Annotated in this window: 20 protein-coding genes; 2 read left to right on the top strand and 18 right to left on the bottom strand. The window is 35.5% G+C overall.

Translation table 11 applies throughout. The features are described 5' to 3' along the window. Positions 1–10: 10 nt before the first annotated feature. The 4 genes from der to MHH66_RS18875 form a co-directional block, all read right to left on the bottom strand. A complete protein-coding gene (der, locus tag MHH66_RS18860; RefSeq protein WP_002011811.1) occupies positions 11–1,321 on the bottom strand; it encodes a ribosome biogenesis GTPase Der in 1,311 nt (436 codons plus the stop codon). A 124-nt stretch (positions 1,322–1,445) separates the two neighbouring features. Next, positions 1,446–1,631 (bottom strand): capping complex subunit for YIEGIA, encoded by a 186-nt coding sequence (locus tag MHH66_RS18865; protein WP_002086624.1) that lies wholly within the window; start codon positions 1,629–1,631, stop codon positions 1,446–1,448. Further along, positions 1,628–2,521, bottom strand: a complete 894-nt coding sequence (locus MHH66_RS18870) for a YIEGIA family protein (RefSeq protein WP_063218617.1) — start codon at positions 2,519–2,521, stop codon at positions 1,628–1,630. Before MHH66_RS18870 ends, MHH66_RS18865 begins: the two co-directional genes overlap by 4 nt. Next, on the bottom strand, positions 2,514–3,125 hold the full coding sequence (locus MHH66_RS18875; RefSeq protein ID WP_002086626.1) for a YphA family membrane protein: 612 nt from the start codon (positions 3,123–3,125) through the stop codon (positions 2,514–2,516). Before MHH66_RS18875 ends, MHH66_RS18870 begins: the two co-directional genes overlap by 8 nt. A gap of 117 nt (positions 3,126–3,242) precedes the next feature. Between MHH66_RS18875 and MHH66_RS18880 the strand changes: the two genes are divergently transcribed. Beyond that, positions 3,243–3,377, top strand: coding sequence for a YpzI family protein (locus MHH66_RS18880; protein WP_000513901.1), 135 nt, complete (start codon positions 3,243–3,245; stop codon positions 3,375–3,377). A gap of 209 nt (positions 3,378–3,586) precedes the next feature. Here the strand turns inward: MHH66_RS18880 and MHH66_RS18885 are convergent, their stop codons facing one another. From MHH66_RS18885 to MHH66_RS18905, 5 genes are all read right to left on the bottom strand, one after another. Next, on the bottom strand, positions 3,587–4,306 hold the full coding sequence (locus MHH66_RS18885) for a hypothetical protein (RefSeq protein WP_234803704.1): 720 nt from the start codon (positions 4,304–4,306) through the stop codon (positions 3,587–3,589). 151 nt (positions 4,307–4,457) lie between these two features. After that, positions 4,458–5,507: a type 2 isopentenyl-diphosphate Delta-isomerase gene (fni, locus tag MHH66_RS18890; protein WP_078184193.1), complete on the bottom strand. Its 1,050-nt coding sequence runs from the start codon at positions 5,505–5,507 to the stop codon at positions 4,458–4,460. 12 nt (positions 5,508–5,519) lie between these two features. After that, the gene (gene rpsA / locus MHH66_RS18895; protein WP_078184192.1) at positions 5,520–6,668 is read right to left on the bottom strand and encodes a 30S ribosomal protein S1; all 1,149 of its coding nucleotides are present in this window, start codon (positions 6,666–6,668) and stop codon (positions 5,520–5,522) included. Positions 6,669–7,001: 333 nt separating this feature from the next. Further along, a complete protein-coding gene (cmk, locus tag MHH66_RS18900) occupies positions 7,002–7,679 on the bottom strand; it encodes a (d)CMP kinase (protein ID WP_002011798.1) in 678 nt (225 codons plus the stop codon). Positions 7,680–7,809: 130 nt separating this feature from the next. Next, on the bottom strand, positions 7,810–7,983 hold the full coding sequence (locus MHH66_RS18905) for a DUF5359 family protein (protein WP_002135263.1): 174 nt from the start codon (positions 7,981–7,983) through the stop codon (positions 7,810–7,812). Positions 7,984–8,196: 213 nt separating this feature from the next. On the opposite strand from MHH66_RS18905, the gene ansA reads away from it, so the two are divergent. Further along, positions 8,197–9,171, top strand: coding sequence for an asparaginase (gene ansA, locus MHH66_RS18910; RefSeq protein ID WP_002030754.1), 975 nt, complete (start codon positions 8,197–8,199; stop codon positions 9,169–9,171). A 34-nt stretch (positions 9,172–9,205) separates the two neighbouring features. Here ansA and MHH66_RS18915 read toward each other — a convergent pair whose 3' ends face one another. The 9 genes from MHH66_RS18915 to MHH66_RS18955 all read right to left on the bottom strand — a co-directional run bounded on the left by MHH66_RS18915 (position 9,206) and on the right by MHH66_RS18955 (position 16,044). Further along, positions 9,206–10,186 carry a YpdA family putative bacillithiol disulfide reductase gene (locus tag MHH66_RS18915; protein ID WP_078184191.1) on the bottom strand — a complete coding sequence of 327 codons (981 nt, stop codon included), beginning with the start codon at positions 10,184–10,186 and terminating at the stop codon, positions 9,206–9,208. Positions 10,187–10,295: 109 nt separating this feature from the next. Next, positions 10,296–10,826 carry a peptidoglycan recognition protein family protein gene (locus tag MHH66_RS18920; protein WP_002011791.1) on the bottom strand — a complete coding sequence of 177 codons (531 nt, stop codon included), beginning with the start codon at positions 10,824–10,826 and terminating at the stop codon, positions 10,296–10,298. A gap of 79 nt (positions 10,827–10,905) precedes the next feature. After that, on the bottom strand, positions 10,906–11,142 hold the full coding sequence (locus MHH66_RS18925) for a DUF3961 domain-containing protein (protein ID WP_002011789.1): 237 nt from the start codon (positions 11,140–11,142) through the stop codon (positions 10,906–10,908). Between the two features lie 95 nt (positions 11,143–11,237). Next, on the bottom strand, positions 11,238–11,447 hold the full coding sequence (locus tag MHH66_RS18930; RefSeq protein ID WP_002126403.1) for a hypothetical protein: 210 nt from the start codon (positions 11,445–11,447) through the stop codon (positions 11,238–11,240). Positions 11,448–11,527: 80 nt separating this feature from the next. Continuing rightward, entirely contained in the window at positions 11,528–12,814 is a 1,287-nt protein-coding gene (gene gudB / locus MHH66_RS18935) for an NAD-specific glutamate dehydrogenase (protein WP_000225168.1), read from the bottom strand. Positions 12,815–13,155: 341 nt separating this feature from the next. Continuing rightward, entirely contained in the window at positions 13,156–13,764 is a 609-nt protein-coding gene (locus MHH66_RS18940) for a genetic competence negative regulator (protein ID WP_002011786.1), read from the bottom strand. 77 nt (positions 13,765–13,841) lie between these two features. Beyond that, positions 13,842–14,717, bottom strand: coding sequence for a MerR family transcriptional regulator (locus MHH66_RS18945; RefSeq protein ID WP_078184190.1), 876 nt, complete (start codon positions 14,715–14,717; stop codon positions 13,842–13,844). Then, a complete protein-coding gene (locus MHH66_RS18950) occupies positions 14,717–15,493 on the bottom strand; it encodes a metallophosphoesterase (RefSeq protein ID WP_078184189.1) in 777 nt (258 codons plus the stop codon). The genes MHH66_RS18945 and MHH66_RS18950 overlap by 1 nt, the downstream gene beginning before the upstream one ends. 71 nt (positions 15,494–15,564) lie before the next feature. Continuing rightward, positions 15,565–16,044, bottom strand: a complete 480-nt coding sequence (locus tag MHH66_RS18955; protein WP_002030746.1) for a LysM peptidoglycan-binding domain-containing protein — start codon at positions 16,042–16,044, stop codon at positions 15,565–15,567. Positions 16,045–16,058: the final 14 nt, after the last annotated feature.

Here is a 16,058-nt window from a genome sequence, read left to right on the forward strand (position 1 = left end):
ATCCTCTCCATTAGTCTCTTGCTCTAGCGATAATGTGAATCGGCGTTCCTACAAAACCGAACGCTTCACGTAAACGGTTCTTTAAGAAGCGCTCATATGAAAAGTGCATTAATTCTGTATCGTTTACAAATATAACAAATGTTGGTGGTTTTACCGCAACTTGTGTCGCATAGAAGATTTTCAGACGGCTACCATTATGTGTCGGCGTTGGATTCATCGCTACCGCATCCATGATTACATCATTTAATACATTCGTTTGTACACGGATGCTATGGCTTTCATTTACCTCATTGATAACCGGTAATAACGTTTGTGTACGCTTTTTCGTTTTCGCAGATAAGAATACAATCGGTGCATACTCTAAAAATTGGAAATGAGCACGGATGTTTTCTTCAAATGCTTTCATTGTTTTTTCATCTTTTTTCACTGCATCCCATTTGTTTACAACGATAATAACAGCTCGTCCTGAATCATGAGCATATCCAGCGATTTTTTTATCTTGCTCAATAATTCCTTCTTCTCCGTCTAAAACGACTAAAACAACGTCAGAACGTTCAATCGCTCTAAGTGCACGAAGTACACTATACTTTTCTGTACTTTCGTATACTTTCCCTTTTTTACGCATACCAGCTGTATCGATGATTACATAATCTTGATCATCTTTACTATATGGTGTATCAACAGCATCACGTGTCGTTCCCGCTATATTACTTACAATTACACGTTCTTGACCAAGAAGTGCATTTACAAGTGATGATTTCCCTACGTTTGGACGTCCAATTAAAGAGAAACGGATTGTTTCATCGTCATACGCTTCTTCTTCAATCTTTGGAAAATGATTTGCAGCTTCATCTAACAAATCACCAAGTCCTAAACCGTGTGTACCTGAAATCGGGAATGGCTCGCCAAATCCTAATGCATAAAAATCATAAATATCACTACGCATGTCTGGATTATCAACCTTATTTACCGCAAGTACAATTGGTTTTTTAGAACGGTATAAAATTTTAGCAACTTCTTCATCTGCTGCAGTTACACCATCGCGACCATTCGTCATAAAAATGATAACATCTGCTTCATCAATCGCTACTTCCGCCTGTTGACGAATTTGTGTCAAGAACGGCTCGTCTCCAATATCAATTCCACCTGTATCAATAATGTTAAACTCATGATTTAACCATTCTCCCGCACTATAAATACGGTCTCGCGTTATACCTGGTATATCTTCTACGATTGAAACTCTTTCTCCAACAATTCTATTGAAAATAGTAGATTTCCCTACGTTCGGGCGGCCTACTATCGCTATTACTGGTTTCGGCATATACTTTCATCCTTTCAACTTGCTTCTGTTTATTATGTAAAAAACCCTTCTTTGTGCAAGAAGGGATTTGCATTCCAGAATATTTCTCAACGTATCAAAACACCTCACATTATACCACACGTTACTAATGTTTCACAATAATATATACATTATCTTGTAAGCGATGTGCAATACCATCTAAAATAGCCTCTAAATTATTTGCAACAAATTCCAGTTCCTCTGTCGACTCGCAAATAAATAAAGGGGCACCACCTGCAAATTTCTCTGGCGTTGTTGTAATGACTGCGAGAATAACACTTTCTAACATCATCTCTTATCTCCCCTTCCTTTCGGAGCTTCTGATGACATATGAACAGCACTCTCTAATGTTGGTACATTTCCGATTACCCCTATCGCTTTTTCTGCATCTTGATCTTGCGGCAGAACAAAAATCCCAACTCTCCCATCCTCTAAATCACGCTTCGCTAACGGTACAAGTGCCGGCGTTCCAGAATCTCTATATATTCCTAAAGCAACCGAAACATCATGTAAAATAGCTTGCCGTTGTCCTAAGTTTGAGATTGTAACCATCGCATCTATCGATTTCGGTTTTAAAATAAATCCCATTCCATATTTCATAATTTCTTCTTGCCTTGCTGGCAATCCAATATTCATAATGTAAATATTATCAATATAAAGTCCCGCTCCTTCAAAACGAAGTGGAACGTGCTCTATTTCTACAAGGTCATGAAGTCTTTTACCTGACATTAATTTTTTCGCAATGAAAAAACTTACTATACCAGTAATTACCCCGGCAATCCATGAATCGAGTCCTATATACGCAAACGTTGTTACAAACGACGTTAACATCGCCAAGTAGTTACGACTTTCAAATACTAATGCAATTCCTTCAATGTATGTATTACCACGTGGTACGAGCTCATATCCATCTAATTGTTGAAGCGTATTTCTTTCCATATTGCGCACATCACGAAATTGCGTCGCCGCTAACGTAAGAAATGTAATTGCAGAAAAATCTTTTTTCAAAACAGACGGAATCGCAATTGCTCCTAAGGCAGCCGCAATTAATCCCATCGCGATATGAATAATTTTCCCGTGAAGCCTCGTCGGATATTGCCTCGTATCGGTACGAAGCATTAACAACCTAGTTATTGTACCTGCAATTACGCCACATAAAATAGCTGGTGTATATTCAGTCATGTATTACCCTCGCCTTTCTTTTACGTGTTTTCCTCTTAAATTGTTCCATATATACCGATGCCTTTGTAATCCAAAGTAAAATCGCCATAAATAAAGTGGAAACAGCAGCAACATCTAAAAAAGCTAAACTGCCGTATTCATAAGGAAAATGTAATTTACGAAAAATCAGCGTCACCAATAATTCTCCTTGTAACATCCCTATATATAAGGAGCATAATCGTAATATGCGATCCCCGTGCAATAAAACCGATGCATACACAAGTGCACCACTTAACAGCAATAACCTATCAACCACAATCCAAATTGGATCATATACTTCTAACAAATGAAAGCTTGTATATAACATTGCAATAATAAGTGCCGAAAGTAAGGTATATAATTTTTTCCAAATAGAATATAACGCGATACCTACAAAAGAAATAATACAAAGCAAAAGGGCATTTACCGATATCGTGAAAGAAGCAATCGTCACATTTAACGGAGAACAAATAATAAAAATTAATATACAAGCACTTATCTTCCAACGAATAGATTCCTTTTTCATAAAAAAGGTCACGACAATCCACCCTATCCAAGCAACAAAATAAAAAGTACTCCCATCCATCATTTCACCTCCTATGATTTCCATTATGGGAACTTTTTATGAAAGTTAATCCTCCTTTTCTTTGTGCATAGTTTTTCTCATAACAGCAAAACTTTTAATAAGGAGGTGTAACTCACAATGGGTAAAGATCGCCAAGAACGAAAGCTAAGAGAATCACGCCGCGTTGAATCTGATCGCGACCAATCACTTCAATATCCCGGTGCAACAAGTCTTGATACACCGGAGCAAGCTCGAAAGCAGAATCAGCATTAAATAAAGTGAAACTTAAGTAGGGGTATCCATCCCCACTGATTATTTGCTCACACCAATCAAGTTGCCCTCAAATAGGCAATACAAAAAGACGGTTTCGATATTGTACGAAACCGTCTTTTTACACAATTATTTTATTTATTTCTACTCGTAATATAATTCTTTTGTTTTCGCATTATAAACCCTATCACTCAACGAGGCATTAATCGTAACTACACCTGTTGGTTTTTAGAATATGTAATAACATAATACGTATGTAGAGAAGGATTTTTACTCTTTACCTCTACACGTACATAATCTGTCTCTCCTATCTCATTTAACTTTCGCTCAACCTCTTTTTTCGCACCTACAATACCTTCTTTTTCTCCTTTAATTTCCCTACTCACAATGGTATATCCTTGATCAGAAAGCAATACTACTTCAGCATTACTTAAACTCACTTCATTTGGTATATTAAAATAATAAATTGCATACGAATCTTCCGATGGATTTTTGTCTTCTCCTAATTCCCTTGGCAAAATTAGTGCTTCTATTCCACTTCCTGCATTCACCGTTGGATTCCTATACAATTTATTCCCGACTGCGATTGCAATATTCGCCGTTTTAATTGCTGATTGTGCTATTGTTGAACTAGAATCTCCTTCTCTTACATTTGAAGTTAATGAAATTTCAACCTTTTTATTATATCCAGAAACCGCTGTATCTTCTCTTATATTTCGTGCATGGATGTTAACATCTTCACTATTATATGTAATGCGTCCTATTGTATTTTTACTATTTGAAGATACATTATCTCCTTTTTTATTAACATCCTCATCCTCAAAATCATCGTAAATTTCCCCTTGTTTCTTTTGACTCTTAAATAGCAATCTCTTATCTTGTTTTATCGCTAACCAGCTATATAGAGAGGAATACTTTCTTACTTTTACCATGTTTTTCCGCACAATATTTATATATACTTTTATTATAATGTAAATTCTCTCTTTTTTCCATTTATAGAATTATATAGAATGATAACTTCTCGCCCTCCCTCTTCATTTTACGAAAATAAAACGCAAAAAAACCAACCAGATGGTTGATTTTTCATCGCCTACTATAATGTGCAGTGTCAATCCCTCGCTGCGCTAACCAATGGTACGTTTCACCTTTTACAACAAGAGGTACAGATTGTAACTCTTCTATCGTCTTCACGCCAAGAGCTGTCATAATAAATTTTAAATCTGTATGTAAAAGATCAATTTCATCCACTAAATTCTCAACGCCATCTTGCATTAAAATACGTAAAAAGTATCCAGCAAACGCAGTTGTATTCGCCCCTAATGCGATTGCCTTCGCCACGTCAAGTGCTGTTTGTATACCCCCAGATGCAATAAAAGAGAGGTTATTATTTGTAGAGGTTGCTTCAATAATCGAGGTAGCTGTTTGTATGCCCCAGTTATTAAAATAAGAAAGCATTCGCTGTCTTCTTTCATTTTCAACAGCAGCAAAATTCGTACCACCTTGTCCGCCAATATCAATTGCTGTTATACCTATATTCGCTAACTGTTGTACTGTTTCCTTACTCATTCCAAAACCGACTTCTTTTACGATGACAGGTACTTTACTTTTTAAAACTATTTTCTCAATCCGCTGAAGTACACCAGTAAAATCACGGTCTCCTTCTGGCATCGTTAACTCCTGTATGACATTTAAATGAATTTGCAGTGCATTCGCTTCAATCATATCAACGGCACGCTCTGCCTGTTCGACAGTTGCCTCACTTCCTAAGTTTGCGAAAAAAATCCCATTCGGATTTACTTTCCTAACAACTTTATACGAAGCCGATTCACTTTCATCTTTTAAAGCTGCCATTTGCGATCCTACAGCCATAGCAAGGTTATGATGTTTCGCTACATATGCTAATTGCTCATTAATATGTAATGTTTGCTCTCCTCCACCACCAGTCATCGCATTGATAAAAATCGGCGAACTTAGTGAAAGTTCGCCGATTTTTGTTTCACATGTTATAGTGTCATAACTTGAATTTGGCAAGCTTTGATGCACAAAATCAATATCATGAAAGCCATGCGTACGAGACTGACCAGTAGAAAAAGCATATTCAATATGATCTAATTTACGTTTTGCCCTTACCACTTGTACCCCTCTTTATTTCTTTAATTTTTTCAGTTGTTCACCAATAATATCACTTAACTGGAAAGTAGCCGAATCAGCATTTGGCTCATATTGGCTATAATCTTCTGTTACATTATTTTCTTCAAGCGTTTCTTTTATGCTTAAAGAAATACGTTTTTCTGCTACATGGACTTCAAGTACTTTCACTTTTACTTCTTGTCCCATTTCCAATACTTCATTTGGATTTTTCACGTGACGATTTGCAATTTGAGATACATGTACAAGCCCTTCAACACCAGGTAAAATTTCAACAAATGCACCGAATGTAACAAGGCGTTTTACTACTCCCTCACGAATATCTCCAGCTTTTATTTCGCCAGCAACATTTTCCCAAGGTCCTGGCTGAGCTGCTTTAATTGATAAAGAAATACGTTGCGTATCAGCATCAACAGATAACACTTTTACCTTTACCTTTTGACCTTGCTCTAATACCTCAGAAGGTTGCTCTACACGTTCGTGTGAAATTTGTGAAATGTGAACTAAACCGTCCACACCACCAACGTTAACGAAAGCACCAAAATCCGTTAATCGTTGTACTGTTCCTTCAACAATATCCCCTTCTTTTAACGAAGAGATTGCTTCTTTTTTCTTAGAATCTAGTTCTAGTTCTACTACCACTTTATGTGAAAGAATAACACGATTTTTTTCACGGTCTAATTCAACAATTTTCACCGCTAATGTTTTTCCTTTATAGTCAGCAAAGTCTTCTACATAATGTACTTCTACAAGTGAAGCTGGGATAAAACCACGAACACCAAGGTCCACAACTAACCCACCATTCACGATATCTTTTACAATAACATCAAATACATGACCAGAATTAAATTTTTCTTGTAATTCTACCCACGCTTTTTCTGCGTCAACAGCTCTCTTAGATAAAACAAGATCATCATCTTCTAATTTAATAATTTTCAATTCAAGTGTTTGATCTAATTCTACAACATCGCTTGCTTTTTCAATATGAACGTTAGCTAATTCACTAATCGGAATTACGCCATCTGTTTTGTATCCAACATTTACAAGAACTTGTTTCTCTTCAACTTTCGTTACAGAACCTGTAACAACGTCACCAACTTGTAATTCTTTTGAATTCATAACTTCTTCATTCATTTTCTCTACCATGGAAATACCTCCCTACAGAATTGACAAAGCATTTTTATGTATATACGAAATGAAAACAAATGTTTTCATTTGCATGTTTAAGAATTTATCATCACATATTCTGTTTCAATACAGTTCACAAGAAACTATATTAAATCTATATAAATAGTATACAGCAAAATCATCTTGAAGAAAGTATGATTTGAAATATAATAGCGAATATATTCTGACATTTTTTCCCCTCTGTAACTAACTTCTTACAAATTAGCCCATTTGTCAAGAAAAGAGACTTATAATTCACTTATCCTTTACAATTCAAAAAAAAAAAAAAAGAAAGAGGATAGTCCTCTTTCTTTATTTCGCAAATACTCCTGAAACAATACCCATAATTTTTTGGACAACTTCTTCAATTGATAAAGAAGTTGTATCTAATTCCAATGCATCATCAGCTTTTTTCAAAGGAGAAACTTCGCGTTCTGAATCTAATTTATCACGCCTAGCAATTTCTTCTCTTAACTGCTCTAAATTAGAATCGAAACCTTTATTCATATTTTCTAAATGTCTTCTTTCCGCTCTTTCTTCTACAGAAGCAAGCATAAAGATTTTCACTTCAGCATCTGGTAGTACATGTGTACCAATATCACGGCCATCCATTACTACGCCGCCTTTTTTAGCTAATCCTTGTTGACGACGTACCATTTCTTCACGAACAAGACGATGCTTTGCTACAATAGATACACGATTCGTCACATCTGGCGTACGAATCACTTCAGAAACATCTTGTCCATTTAAAAATACAAGTTGTGTATTTTCCCCTTGCTGAAATTCAATATTTACATTTTTTACAACTTCCATTAACTTTTCTTCATTTTCAATATCCACTTTTTGTTCAAGGGCTGCATATGTAATAGTACGGTACATTGCGCCTGTATCAATGTAAACATATGAAAGTTTTTTTGCAACAACTTTTGCCACTGTACTTTTCCCAGCAGCCGCTGGACCATCTATAGCAATCGAAATTCGTTTATCCATTGTAACACCTCATTTTTCACTTATAAAACAAAACGAAAAGCAGGTATTTTCCCCCTGCTTCTTCTCATTTGCCTCATGTCATTAAATCCTCAATAATTGTAGCATAATCCATCATAGAAGAAAATGAAAACTACTTATTCACCTGTAAGATTTCCGCCTTATTTTTCGTGACGACACCTTCGTAATAAACAATTTTCGATAAATATTTCACTGAAGATTTATGTATAAAAAGCAGTTGGACGACAGAAAGAAAAATAAATTGAATCAGTAATATACGAATTATAATTTTCTCCACTTTTTTCAAAAAAACTCACTCCTTCCCTCTCTACACTTACACATCTACTCTCATAAATTTCCATAAACAAAACCTAACCTAATAACCACTTACCGGAGCACACTTAAAGTAATTTATTTTATTGTCATTTTCTAAGCATACTTTTATACATTTTCATTGTCGAATTTACTCAAAACATGTTATGTTCTAAATGTATTTTTCAACTTGAAAGGGGTATAAGCATTGAAAAGAATCCTAGTTTTACACACAGGTGGAACAATTGCAATGGAGGAAGATAAAGAAACTGGGGTCGTACAACCCGGTAAAAAGAATCCTCTTTTAAAATTCATTCCTGATTTAGAAGGCGATGTTGATTTAATTGTCGAAGATGTGTTCCATCTTCCATCTCCTCACATGACTCCTAGCGAAATGCTACAATTGCAAGTCATCATTGACGAAAGAGTAAAACAAGACGATATTCACGGCGTAGTCATCACGCATGGTACCGATACATTAGAAGAGACAGCTTATTTTCTTGATTTAACAGTTCAAGCAACTATCCCAATCGTTGTGACAGGGGCAATGCGTTCTAGTAATGAATTAGGTGCCGATGGTCTATATAATTTCTTATCAGCTGTAAAAGTTGCTAGTAGTAATGAAGCTGCTGAAAAAGGTGTTCTAGTCGTATTAAATGACGAAATACATTGTGCTACAAATGTAACAAAAACGCACACAAGTAATGTCGCGACATTCCAAAGTCCACAGTACGGACCAATTGGCATGGTAACAAAACGTGGTGTTGTTTTCCATCATGCTTTAGTGCATCACGAAACATGCACAGTACGACAGATTTCTAAAAACGTTGTCGTTCTAAAAGCATACGCAGGTATGGATGATACATTATTATCAGCAATCGAAACACTACCAGTAGACGGAATTGTTATTGAAGCACTTGGTCAAGGTAATTTACCTCCAAGAACACTTCCTAGTCTAGGGCGATTAATAGAAAAAGGCATTCCAATTGTATTAGTTTCACGCTGCTTTAACGGTATCGTTCAAGACGTATACTCTTATGAAGGTGGCGGAAAACAATTAAAAGATATGGGCATTGTTTTCACCTACGGTTTAAACGCTCAAAAGGCGCGAATTAAATTACTAGTCGCACTAGAAAACACAAACTCTCACGAAACAATCCAACATATGTTTATGCACGATTAAAAAAGAAGCTGTCGAAGATTTCGACAGCTTCTTTTTATTCTTCTCTTGATGCAATGGTTTGCGCAATCGCATCTCCATGGAATCTACCGTTCTCGATAAATATTTCATTTGCGTTATTCCCCGCAGCAATTACACCTGCAATAAAAATATTTTCAGCGTTTGTTTCCATACTACCCTCTATATAAATCGGGCGCCCTGTTTCTTCATCAATCCGAACTCCCATTTTTGTTAAGAAGCTGTGGTCTGGATGGTAACCCGTCATAGCAAATACAAAATCGTTTTGAATTGTATTTGCCTCACCATCTACTGTATACGTCAACGTATGCTCAGTAATTTCTTCTACATGCGCATGGAAATGCATTTGAATTGTCCCATTTCGTACTAACGCCTCAAATTCCGGCAAAATCCACGGCTTAATACTTGGCGAGTATTCCCCACCACGGTATAGAACTGTTACACGTGCACCCGATTTAACAAGCTCTAACGCTGCATCTATACTTGAATTTTTACCACCTATTACAACGACATCTCGATCAAAATAAGGGTGTCCTTCTTTGAAGTAATGAGCTACTTTCTCAAGTTTCTCACCAGGTACATTCATATAATTCGGATTATCATAATATCCAGTTGCGACAACAATGTATTTCGCAACATATATTTCTTTGTTTCCGTCACGCTTCGTCGTTTCAACTTTAAAAACATCACCATCTTTTTGAACTTGTTCCACTCGTTCAAATGCATTTACACGTATAGATTTACGCTTTACTACTTCACGATAATACGCAAGCGCCTGATTACGAAATGGCTTACGATTTTCTGTAATAAAAGCAACTTCACCAATTTCTAATTTTTCACTAGAGGAGAAAAATGTTTGATGAGTTGGATAATTATAAATTGCATTTACAATGTTTCCTTTTTCGATTACTAACGGATTTAACCCCACTTTTTGCAACGAAATCGCCGCTGCTAATCCGCATGGACCGCCTCCGATAATAATAACTGTTTCTTTTTGCATACTTAGTTCACTCCTAGTCTTCTACCTCTGCTCTATTTATATAAACAAGAAAAAACCTACTTACAGCAGTAGGCATCTATCTTTATTGTATTCATTTTTCATATATTTGTCATCTAAACGAAACATACATCCGATAGACATCTGCTAAAAACTGCTGAAATTTAATTCCTTGTTGCCCTAATACATTCTCAGGATCGATTTTCCGAGTAGGATCCAACGTTTTGTGTGACACAATAGCCTTTTTAGGATTTAAACCGAAATTTTGACATAAATAAGCGTGATACCACGTAAAACGAGTATACGCCTCCCAAAAGTTTACGTCGCCACCATAGCAAAGTTCAACCCCAATTGCAGCCTTATTCGCATCATAACCGAATAACTCATTATCCGTTGGCACATTGTATCGAACATGGTACGCAACTTCATTTATAGGGACAATTTCTAATATTGTTTTATCATCAATAAATGTATGCGCTGAAGCTTTCGGTTGTATTTCATTAAAGTAATCCCGATTTCCTATCGCATTGCTACCAGGGTTCCCCGTGTCATGACTTACAATAAATCTTACTTTTGAAAGAGGAATTCCTGGTCGTGAATTTCCATACCCAATATAGTTACGCTCTATAGGGAACATCGCCATTACTACCAACTCCCGCTCTAAAAAATTACCTTACTTCCTTATATATGTATTCGGTGGCAATGTCCTTATGGCATATTTCTTATGCGAAGAGAACATCGAAAATATTTGATGTGAATACCATAAATAATACAATACTTACAGCCACTCCGTAAAAACCGTAAAACCAAATACAATCTTCTTTCGTATCTAAACCGAAAAATTTATTTACCGATTGTAATAATGTGCCACGCTTGCTTTGTTTGTTTCGTAATACTTCCACTCGTTCTACAACATCTGCTGGCATCATAAATCTTTGGTCTACTGTCATTTTCATCATTTATCTCTCCTTAAAATCATTTCCGTTTTGCTTATCTAAGGAAAGTATAGCACGTTCGTTCGCGTGGAACAAGCGTTCTTTTTTTATTTTTTATTCTATTTTTCACCAAACCAAGTAATAATTGTGAATATAAACGCGATAATTGGTCCAACTACAACTGCACCAAATATTAAAAACAATAATCCTTCGCCGAACACCCGAACGACACTTGTTTTTCGGGCTCTCTTAGCTCTTGCAAGTTCACCCTCTAACACCTTAACCTTTTCTTCTAATTGATCTACTCGTTCCATTATTTCATTCCCCATATACAACACCTCATTTAATACTTCAACAAAAAAACGCGATTCCCTCGAAAGGAAATCACGTTTTCTCAAAACATTATATATTATACCCAACCTCTGAAGCGACTAGCCTCAGCCATTTTACGAACACCAATCATGTATGCAGCTAAGCGCATGTTCACTTTACGAACTTGTGATGTTTCATAAATTGAATCGAATGATTTTACCATTACTTTTTCTAAACGTTGTTCTACTTCTTCTTCAGTCCAGTAGTAACCTTGGTTATTTTGTACCCACTCAAAGTAAGATACCGTAACGCCACCAGCACTTGCTAATACGTCTGGAACAAGTAAGATACCACGATCTGTTAAGATTTTTGTTGCTTCTAATGTAGTTGGACCATTTGCAGCTTCAACCACAATTTTCGCTTTAATCTTATCAGCATTTTCTTCTGTAATTTGGTTCTCAATTGCAGCAGGAACTAAAATGTCGCAATCAAGTTCTAACAGTTCTGTATTTGAAATTGTATTATTAAATAGTTTTGTTACAGTACCAAAGCTATCGCGACGATCTAGTAAGTAGTCAATATCTAATCCATTCGGATCATGTAATGCACCGTAAGCATCTGAAATTGCAATTACTTTCGCGCCTGCATCATGCATAAATTTAGCTAAGAAGCTACCCGCATTACCAAATCCTTGAACAACAACGCGTGCACCTTTAATATCAATGTCACGTTTTTTCGCAGCTTCACGAATACAAATTGTTACACCTTTTGCAGTCGCTGTTTCACGTCCGTGTGATCCACCTAATACAAGTGGTTTACCTGTAATAAATCCTGGTGAATTAAATTCATCGATACGGCTATACTCATCCATCATCCATGCCATAATTTGTGAGTTTGTAAATACATCTGGAGCCGGAATATCTTTTGTCGGACCAACAATTTGGCTAATTGCTCGTACATAACCGCGGCTTAATCTTTCTAATTCACGGAAAGACATCTCACGTGGGTCACAAATGATTCCACCTTTACCTCCACCATATGGTAAATCAACAATACCACATTTTAAACTCATCCAAATAGAAAGTGCTTTCACTTCATTTTCTGTTACGTTTGGATGGAAGCGAATTCCACCTTTCGTTGGACCAACAGCATCATTATGTTGTGCACGATATCCTGTAAATATTTTAACAGTCCCGTCATCCATACGAACTGGAATTTTCACTGTCATCATACGAATTGGTTCTTTCAATAATTCATATACTTCGTTTGGATAACCCAATTTTTCTAATGCTTCATTAATTACAATTTGTGTTGAATTTAACAATTCAAAATGTTGTTCCCCTTGTTGTTGTGTTTTCGTTTGAGTTCCCTTTTCGGCTACCATAGTAAGTAAACCCCCTGTAATTTCACTTGTTTAGTAAACCTTCATTGCCTAGTATACACCGTTAAATTTGGAATGCAATAGAAAACGCTAACAAATATATACAAACTATTTTGCATTGCAAGCGTTTTCACTATTATTATAGTCCTTTTATTGCTTTTAGAAAAGTAAAATACTTAAATATTTAAATATTTTTTATTTTCATCAAAATACATTCGATAAAACCATTATTTCATCAAGAAATACTGATTACATTTTAACATACAGATCGGCTAGTCTTGTTACCTACACTTCGTTTTATAGATTTTCAGCTGAATAAAAATAAAACCTCAAGCTACGTTACATTAGCTGAGGTTTTGTTTTTTCACAAAGTAATTGTATATTTGTTCAATCGCTTGAGAATCCATTAATTCTTTACCATATTCCATTACGCGGTAAATTGTTGCTGTTGACGGATTACCGTACTCCGCTAAAATAGCTATAAAATCCGCCTTCAATAATTGAAATTGCTCTTCTTCTTCTATCCAAAGATAAAAACGATCATCCCACGTATACAACTTCCCATCAGTTACACCAAGGTTATATAAGCGATTTGACAAATTGATTACATCATCTAATGTAGCAAACTCGTAAAGTATATGTTCACTTTCATCAAGAGTCACTTGCATTTCAATAAACTCGTCACGGAACTCATCTTCTGTGTCCACTTCGTGATTTTCTTTTGTTACAATTACAACCATACCTTGAGCTTGTAGAGAAAATACTTCAACAGCAATCGGTCCATCCGCTTCAAACCCTAATTCTGTATTTGCTTCTTGCATCATATCACGGAATAGTTGCTGTACTTTCGGTGCATTTCTCCACAAATCTTCTTTCGTTAATCCTCGTTCAGATAAATCATCAAATGTTAGGAAAATTTTAATCTTATTATAATTTAAACGTTCCAGTCTCATCTCATACCCTCCCTACGTAACCATTGCATCTAATTTTTATTATATGAAATAGAAAATAGATGGTTCTTTTCGAACGACTATTCCGGCATCTTTAACCATCCATCCCATTCTTCTTTCGTGTTACCAATTAGGATATTTTGAAGATTTAATTGATCTCCAATGCCTTTTCTTCCTATAAAACCACCAGAGATGTTTTCATTTTTTTCTTGCAACAAGTCAATAAATTCTACTGCCTCTTCAAGTTCTCGTTCATCATCAAAAGATATAAACAAATATTTAGGTTGTAATTGTTCAATAGCTAGTAAAATACCTTCTTCATCTAAACTTGTCCCCATATACATTGTTTGATATCCTTTTAGTCGTAAATACGTCGCGAAAATAAATCCTTTTAATATATTATTTTCTAAAACGAAAACTTTGTTAACGGAAGAATACACCGACGCATTATGATAGATCATTCCTAAACGTGTTTGTAAGAATGATACAACATATTTGAATTGCGACATTGTAATCTCATTATTACTTTTTAAAGTTAACAACTTGTTTGCCACTTGAAGAATGATGCTTGCAACAACCTTTTCCGTTGAATATATACTAAAAACCTCGTTTAATAATGCAGAAATTGTAATTTCATCAAATTCTAACAAAGCTTGTAGTATATCGTCCACTAAAACAACTTCTGTATCAATAATTTTTTCTTTTTGAACGTTGTTCTGCAACCGATTCCCTTCTAATAACTGAACTGCTTGTCCAATCATCATCCCCTCAGAAACTTTGTTCATTAACCATTTCAAAATATGAATATGCTCTTCTGTATATAAACGATGCCCCGCACGATTTCTCTTTGGGGCAATAATATGATAGCGTCTTTCCCATGCGCGAAGTGTACTCGGTTGAATTCCGAGTATATTTGAGACAGCTTTTATATTATATTTCCCATTTGAATTCGGCATTATTTCCCTCCGCATAACGTAATGATATGTGTTTGGGAAGGTGCCCGAAAACGAAGAGAGAACAATGTTGTTCCATACCCATTACTAACAAAGAGAGTCGTATTAGAATGCTTATATACGCCACCCTTTAAATACTTTTCAGATGGAAACAACCGAATCTGGCCTCCATGTGTATGTCCACTTAATACGAGCGAAATTTGTTCATTACCAGACATTTTCTTTATTATATCTGGGTTGTGACTAATTAAAATGCGAAAACCTTCTTCTTTACAATCAGACAACGCTAAATCTAAACGATCTCGTTCTAACCCAACATCATCGATACCGAGTAAGCAAATTTCCTCTCCTAATTCAGACTCAAATACAACTCTTGTATTATCTAATACCTTCACATTATTTTCTATTAATAAAGCATCTAATTCGTGATATTCAATTTCATAGTCATTATTTCCCCATACAAAATATACAGGGGCTATTTCTCTTAACTTTTGAATATTTAAAGAGATTTGCGATAAAGGTACTCCTTTTTCAGCTAAATCACCGCCAATAATTACGATATCTGCTTTTCCTTTCACTCGTTCAATTAGCGAGCTAGAAATGATCCTTCTATGAATATCCGAAATAAAAAAAACTTTAACTTTTTGAAAACTTTCCGGAAATTCTTCGAACACTAAAGTATGTTCCAACACTGTATTACGCATCGCTTCTTTATACATTCCAAGAAGACATACAAAACCAATGCATATGAGAGTACATAATAATATAATCCATGACATATATTTTTTACTCTCCCTCCTCGTAAAGTATAGTCCTTAATTTTATGTGGAGCTATATATCACTCATTTAGCTAGCTCTCATACTTCGTGGACTTATCTTTTATAGGAATTTTCAATTCTTGTCCTACCTTCACTTCGTCTTCTTGTAAATCATTATACTTTTTTATTATTTCTATCCCATCTTCATCTGAGAAATATTGCTTCGCTATACTTTCTAAAGTTTCTCCATCTTTCACAACATGAGTTGCTACTTTCTCAGACTGCTTCTTTGATTCAGTCTTAGCGGAATCAAAGAAAATTACTTCAAACGCACTTTTCTCAGCATTATTACTATCACTTTTTACCTGTATATACTTATCTGTATACCATAGGATACTAATAGGTAACAATATGAACAAAAATGTTAACACTCGGACGAAAATGTGATTCATTTTAAACTTTGGTTTGTTCTCTTTATTTCTATGAATTTCACTACGCGGCGGTAAACTTTCATCTTCTTCCACTTGCTCAACTTCTAACTCCTCTTCAAAATCAGGAATTCGTTTTCTCATGTTGTTCACCACCA

Origin of the sequence: Bacillus sp. FSL H8-0492, assembly GCF_038006145.1 — a bacterium.
Taxonomy (GTDB): Bacteria; Bacillota; Bacilli; order Bacillales; family Bacillaceae_G; genus Bacillus_A; species Bacillus_A mycoides.

What these genes read in the sequence shown, in the direction of transcription:
- MHH66_RS18885 (WP_234803704.1), bottom strand. Translation starts at nt 4,306, where the DNA reads ATGGTAAAAGTAAGAAAGTATTCCTCTCTATATAGCTGGTTAGCGATA.
- MHH66_RS18880 (WP_000513901.1), top strand. Translation starts at nt 3,243, where the DNA reads ATGGGTAAAGATCGCCAAGAACGAAAGCTAAGAGAATCACGCCGCGTT.
- MHH66_RS18870 (WP_063218617.1), bottom strand. Translation starts at nt 2,521, where the DNA reads ATGACTGAATATACACCAGCTATTTTATGTGGCGTAATTGCAGGTACA.
- MHH66_RS18950 (WP_078184189.1), bottom strand. Translation starts at nt 15,493, where the DNA reads ATGTCATGGATTATATTATTATGTACTCTCATATGCATTGGTTTTGTA.
- cmk (WP_002011798.1), bottom strand. Translation starts at nt 7,679, where the DNA reads ATGGATAAACGAATTTCGATTGCTATAGATGGTCCAGCGGCTGCTGGG.
- MHH66_RS18865 (WP_002086624.1), bottom strand. Translation starts at nt 1,631, where the DNA reads ATGATGTTAGAAAGTGTTATTCTCGCAGTCATTACAACAACGCCAGAG.
- MHH66_RS18930 (WP_002126403.1), bottom strand. Translation starts at nt 11,447, where the DNA reads ATGGGGAATGAAATAATGGAACGAGTAGATCAATTAGAAGAAAAGGTT.
- MHH66_RS18955 (WP_002030746.1), bottom strand. Translation starts at nt 16,044, where the DNA reads ATGAGAAAACGAATTCCTGATTTTGAAGAGGAGTTAGAAGTTGAGCAA.
- MHH66_RS18920 (WP_002011791.1), bottom strand. Translation starts at nt 10,826, where the DNA reads ATGGCGATGTTCCCTATAGAGCGTAACTATATTGGGTATGGAAATTCA.
- gudB (WP_000225168.1), bottom strand. Translation starts at nt 12,814, where the DNA reads ATGGTAGCCGAAAAGGGAACTCAAACGAAAACACAACAACAAGGGGAA.
- der (WP_002011811.1), bottom strand. Translation starts at nt 1,321, where the DNA reads ATGCCGAAACCAGTAATAGCGATAGTAGGCCGCCCGAACGTAGGGAAA.
- MHH66_RS18940 (WP_002011786.1), bottom strand. Translation starts at nt 13,764, where the DNA reads ATGAGACTGGAACGTTTAAATTATAATAAGATTAAAATTTTCCTAACA.
- MHH66_RS18925 (WP_002011789.1), bottom strand. Translation starts at nt 11,142, where the DNA reads ATGATGAAAATGACAGTAGACCAAAGATTTATGATGCCAGCAGATGTT.
- MHH66_RS18915 (WP_078184191.1), bottom strand. Translation starts at nt 10,186, where the DNA reads ATGCAAAAAGAAACAGTTATTATTATCGGAGGCGGTCCATGCGGATTA.
- rpsA (WP_078184192.1), bottom strand. Translation starts at nt 6,668, where the DNA reads ATGGTAGAGAAAATGAATGAAGAAGTTATGAATTCAAAAGAATTACAA.
- MHH66_RS18945 (WP_078184190.1), bottom strand. Translation starts at nt 14,717, where the DNA reads ATGCCGAATTCAAATGGGAAATATAATATAAAAGCTGTCTCAAATATA.
- MHH66_RS18875 (WP_002086626.1), bottom strand. Translation starts at nt 3,125, where the DNA reads ATGGATGGGAGTACTTTTTATTTTGTTGCTTGGATAGGGTGGATTGTC.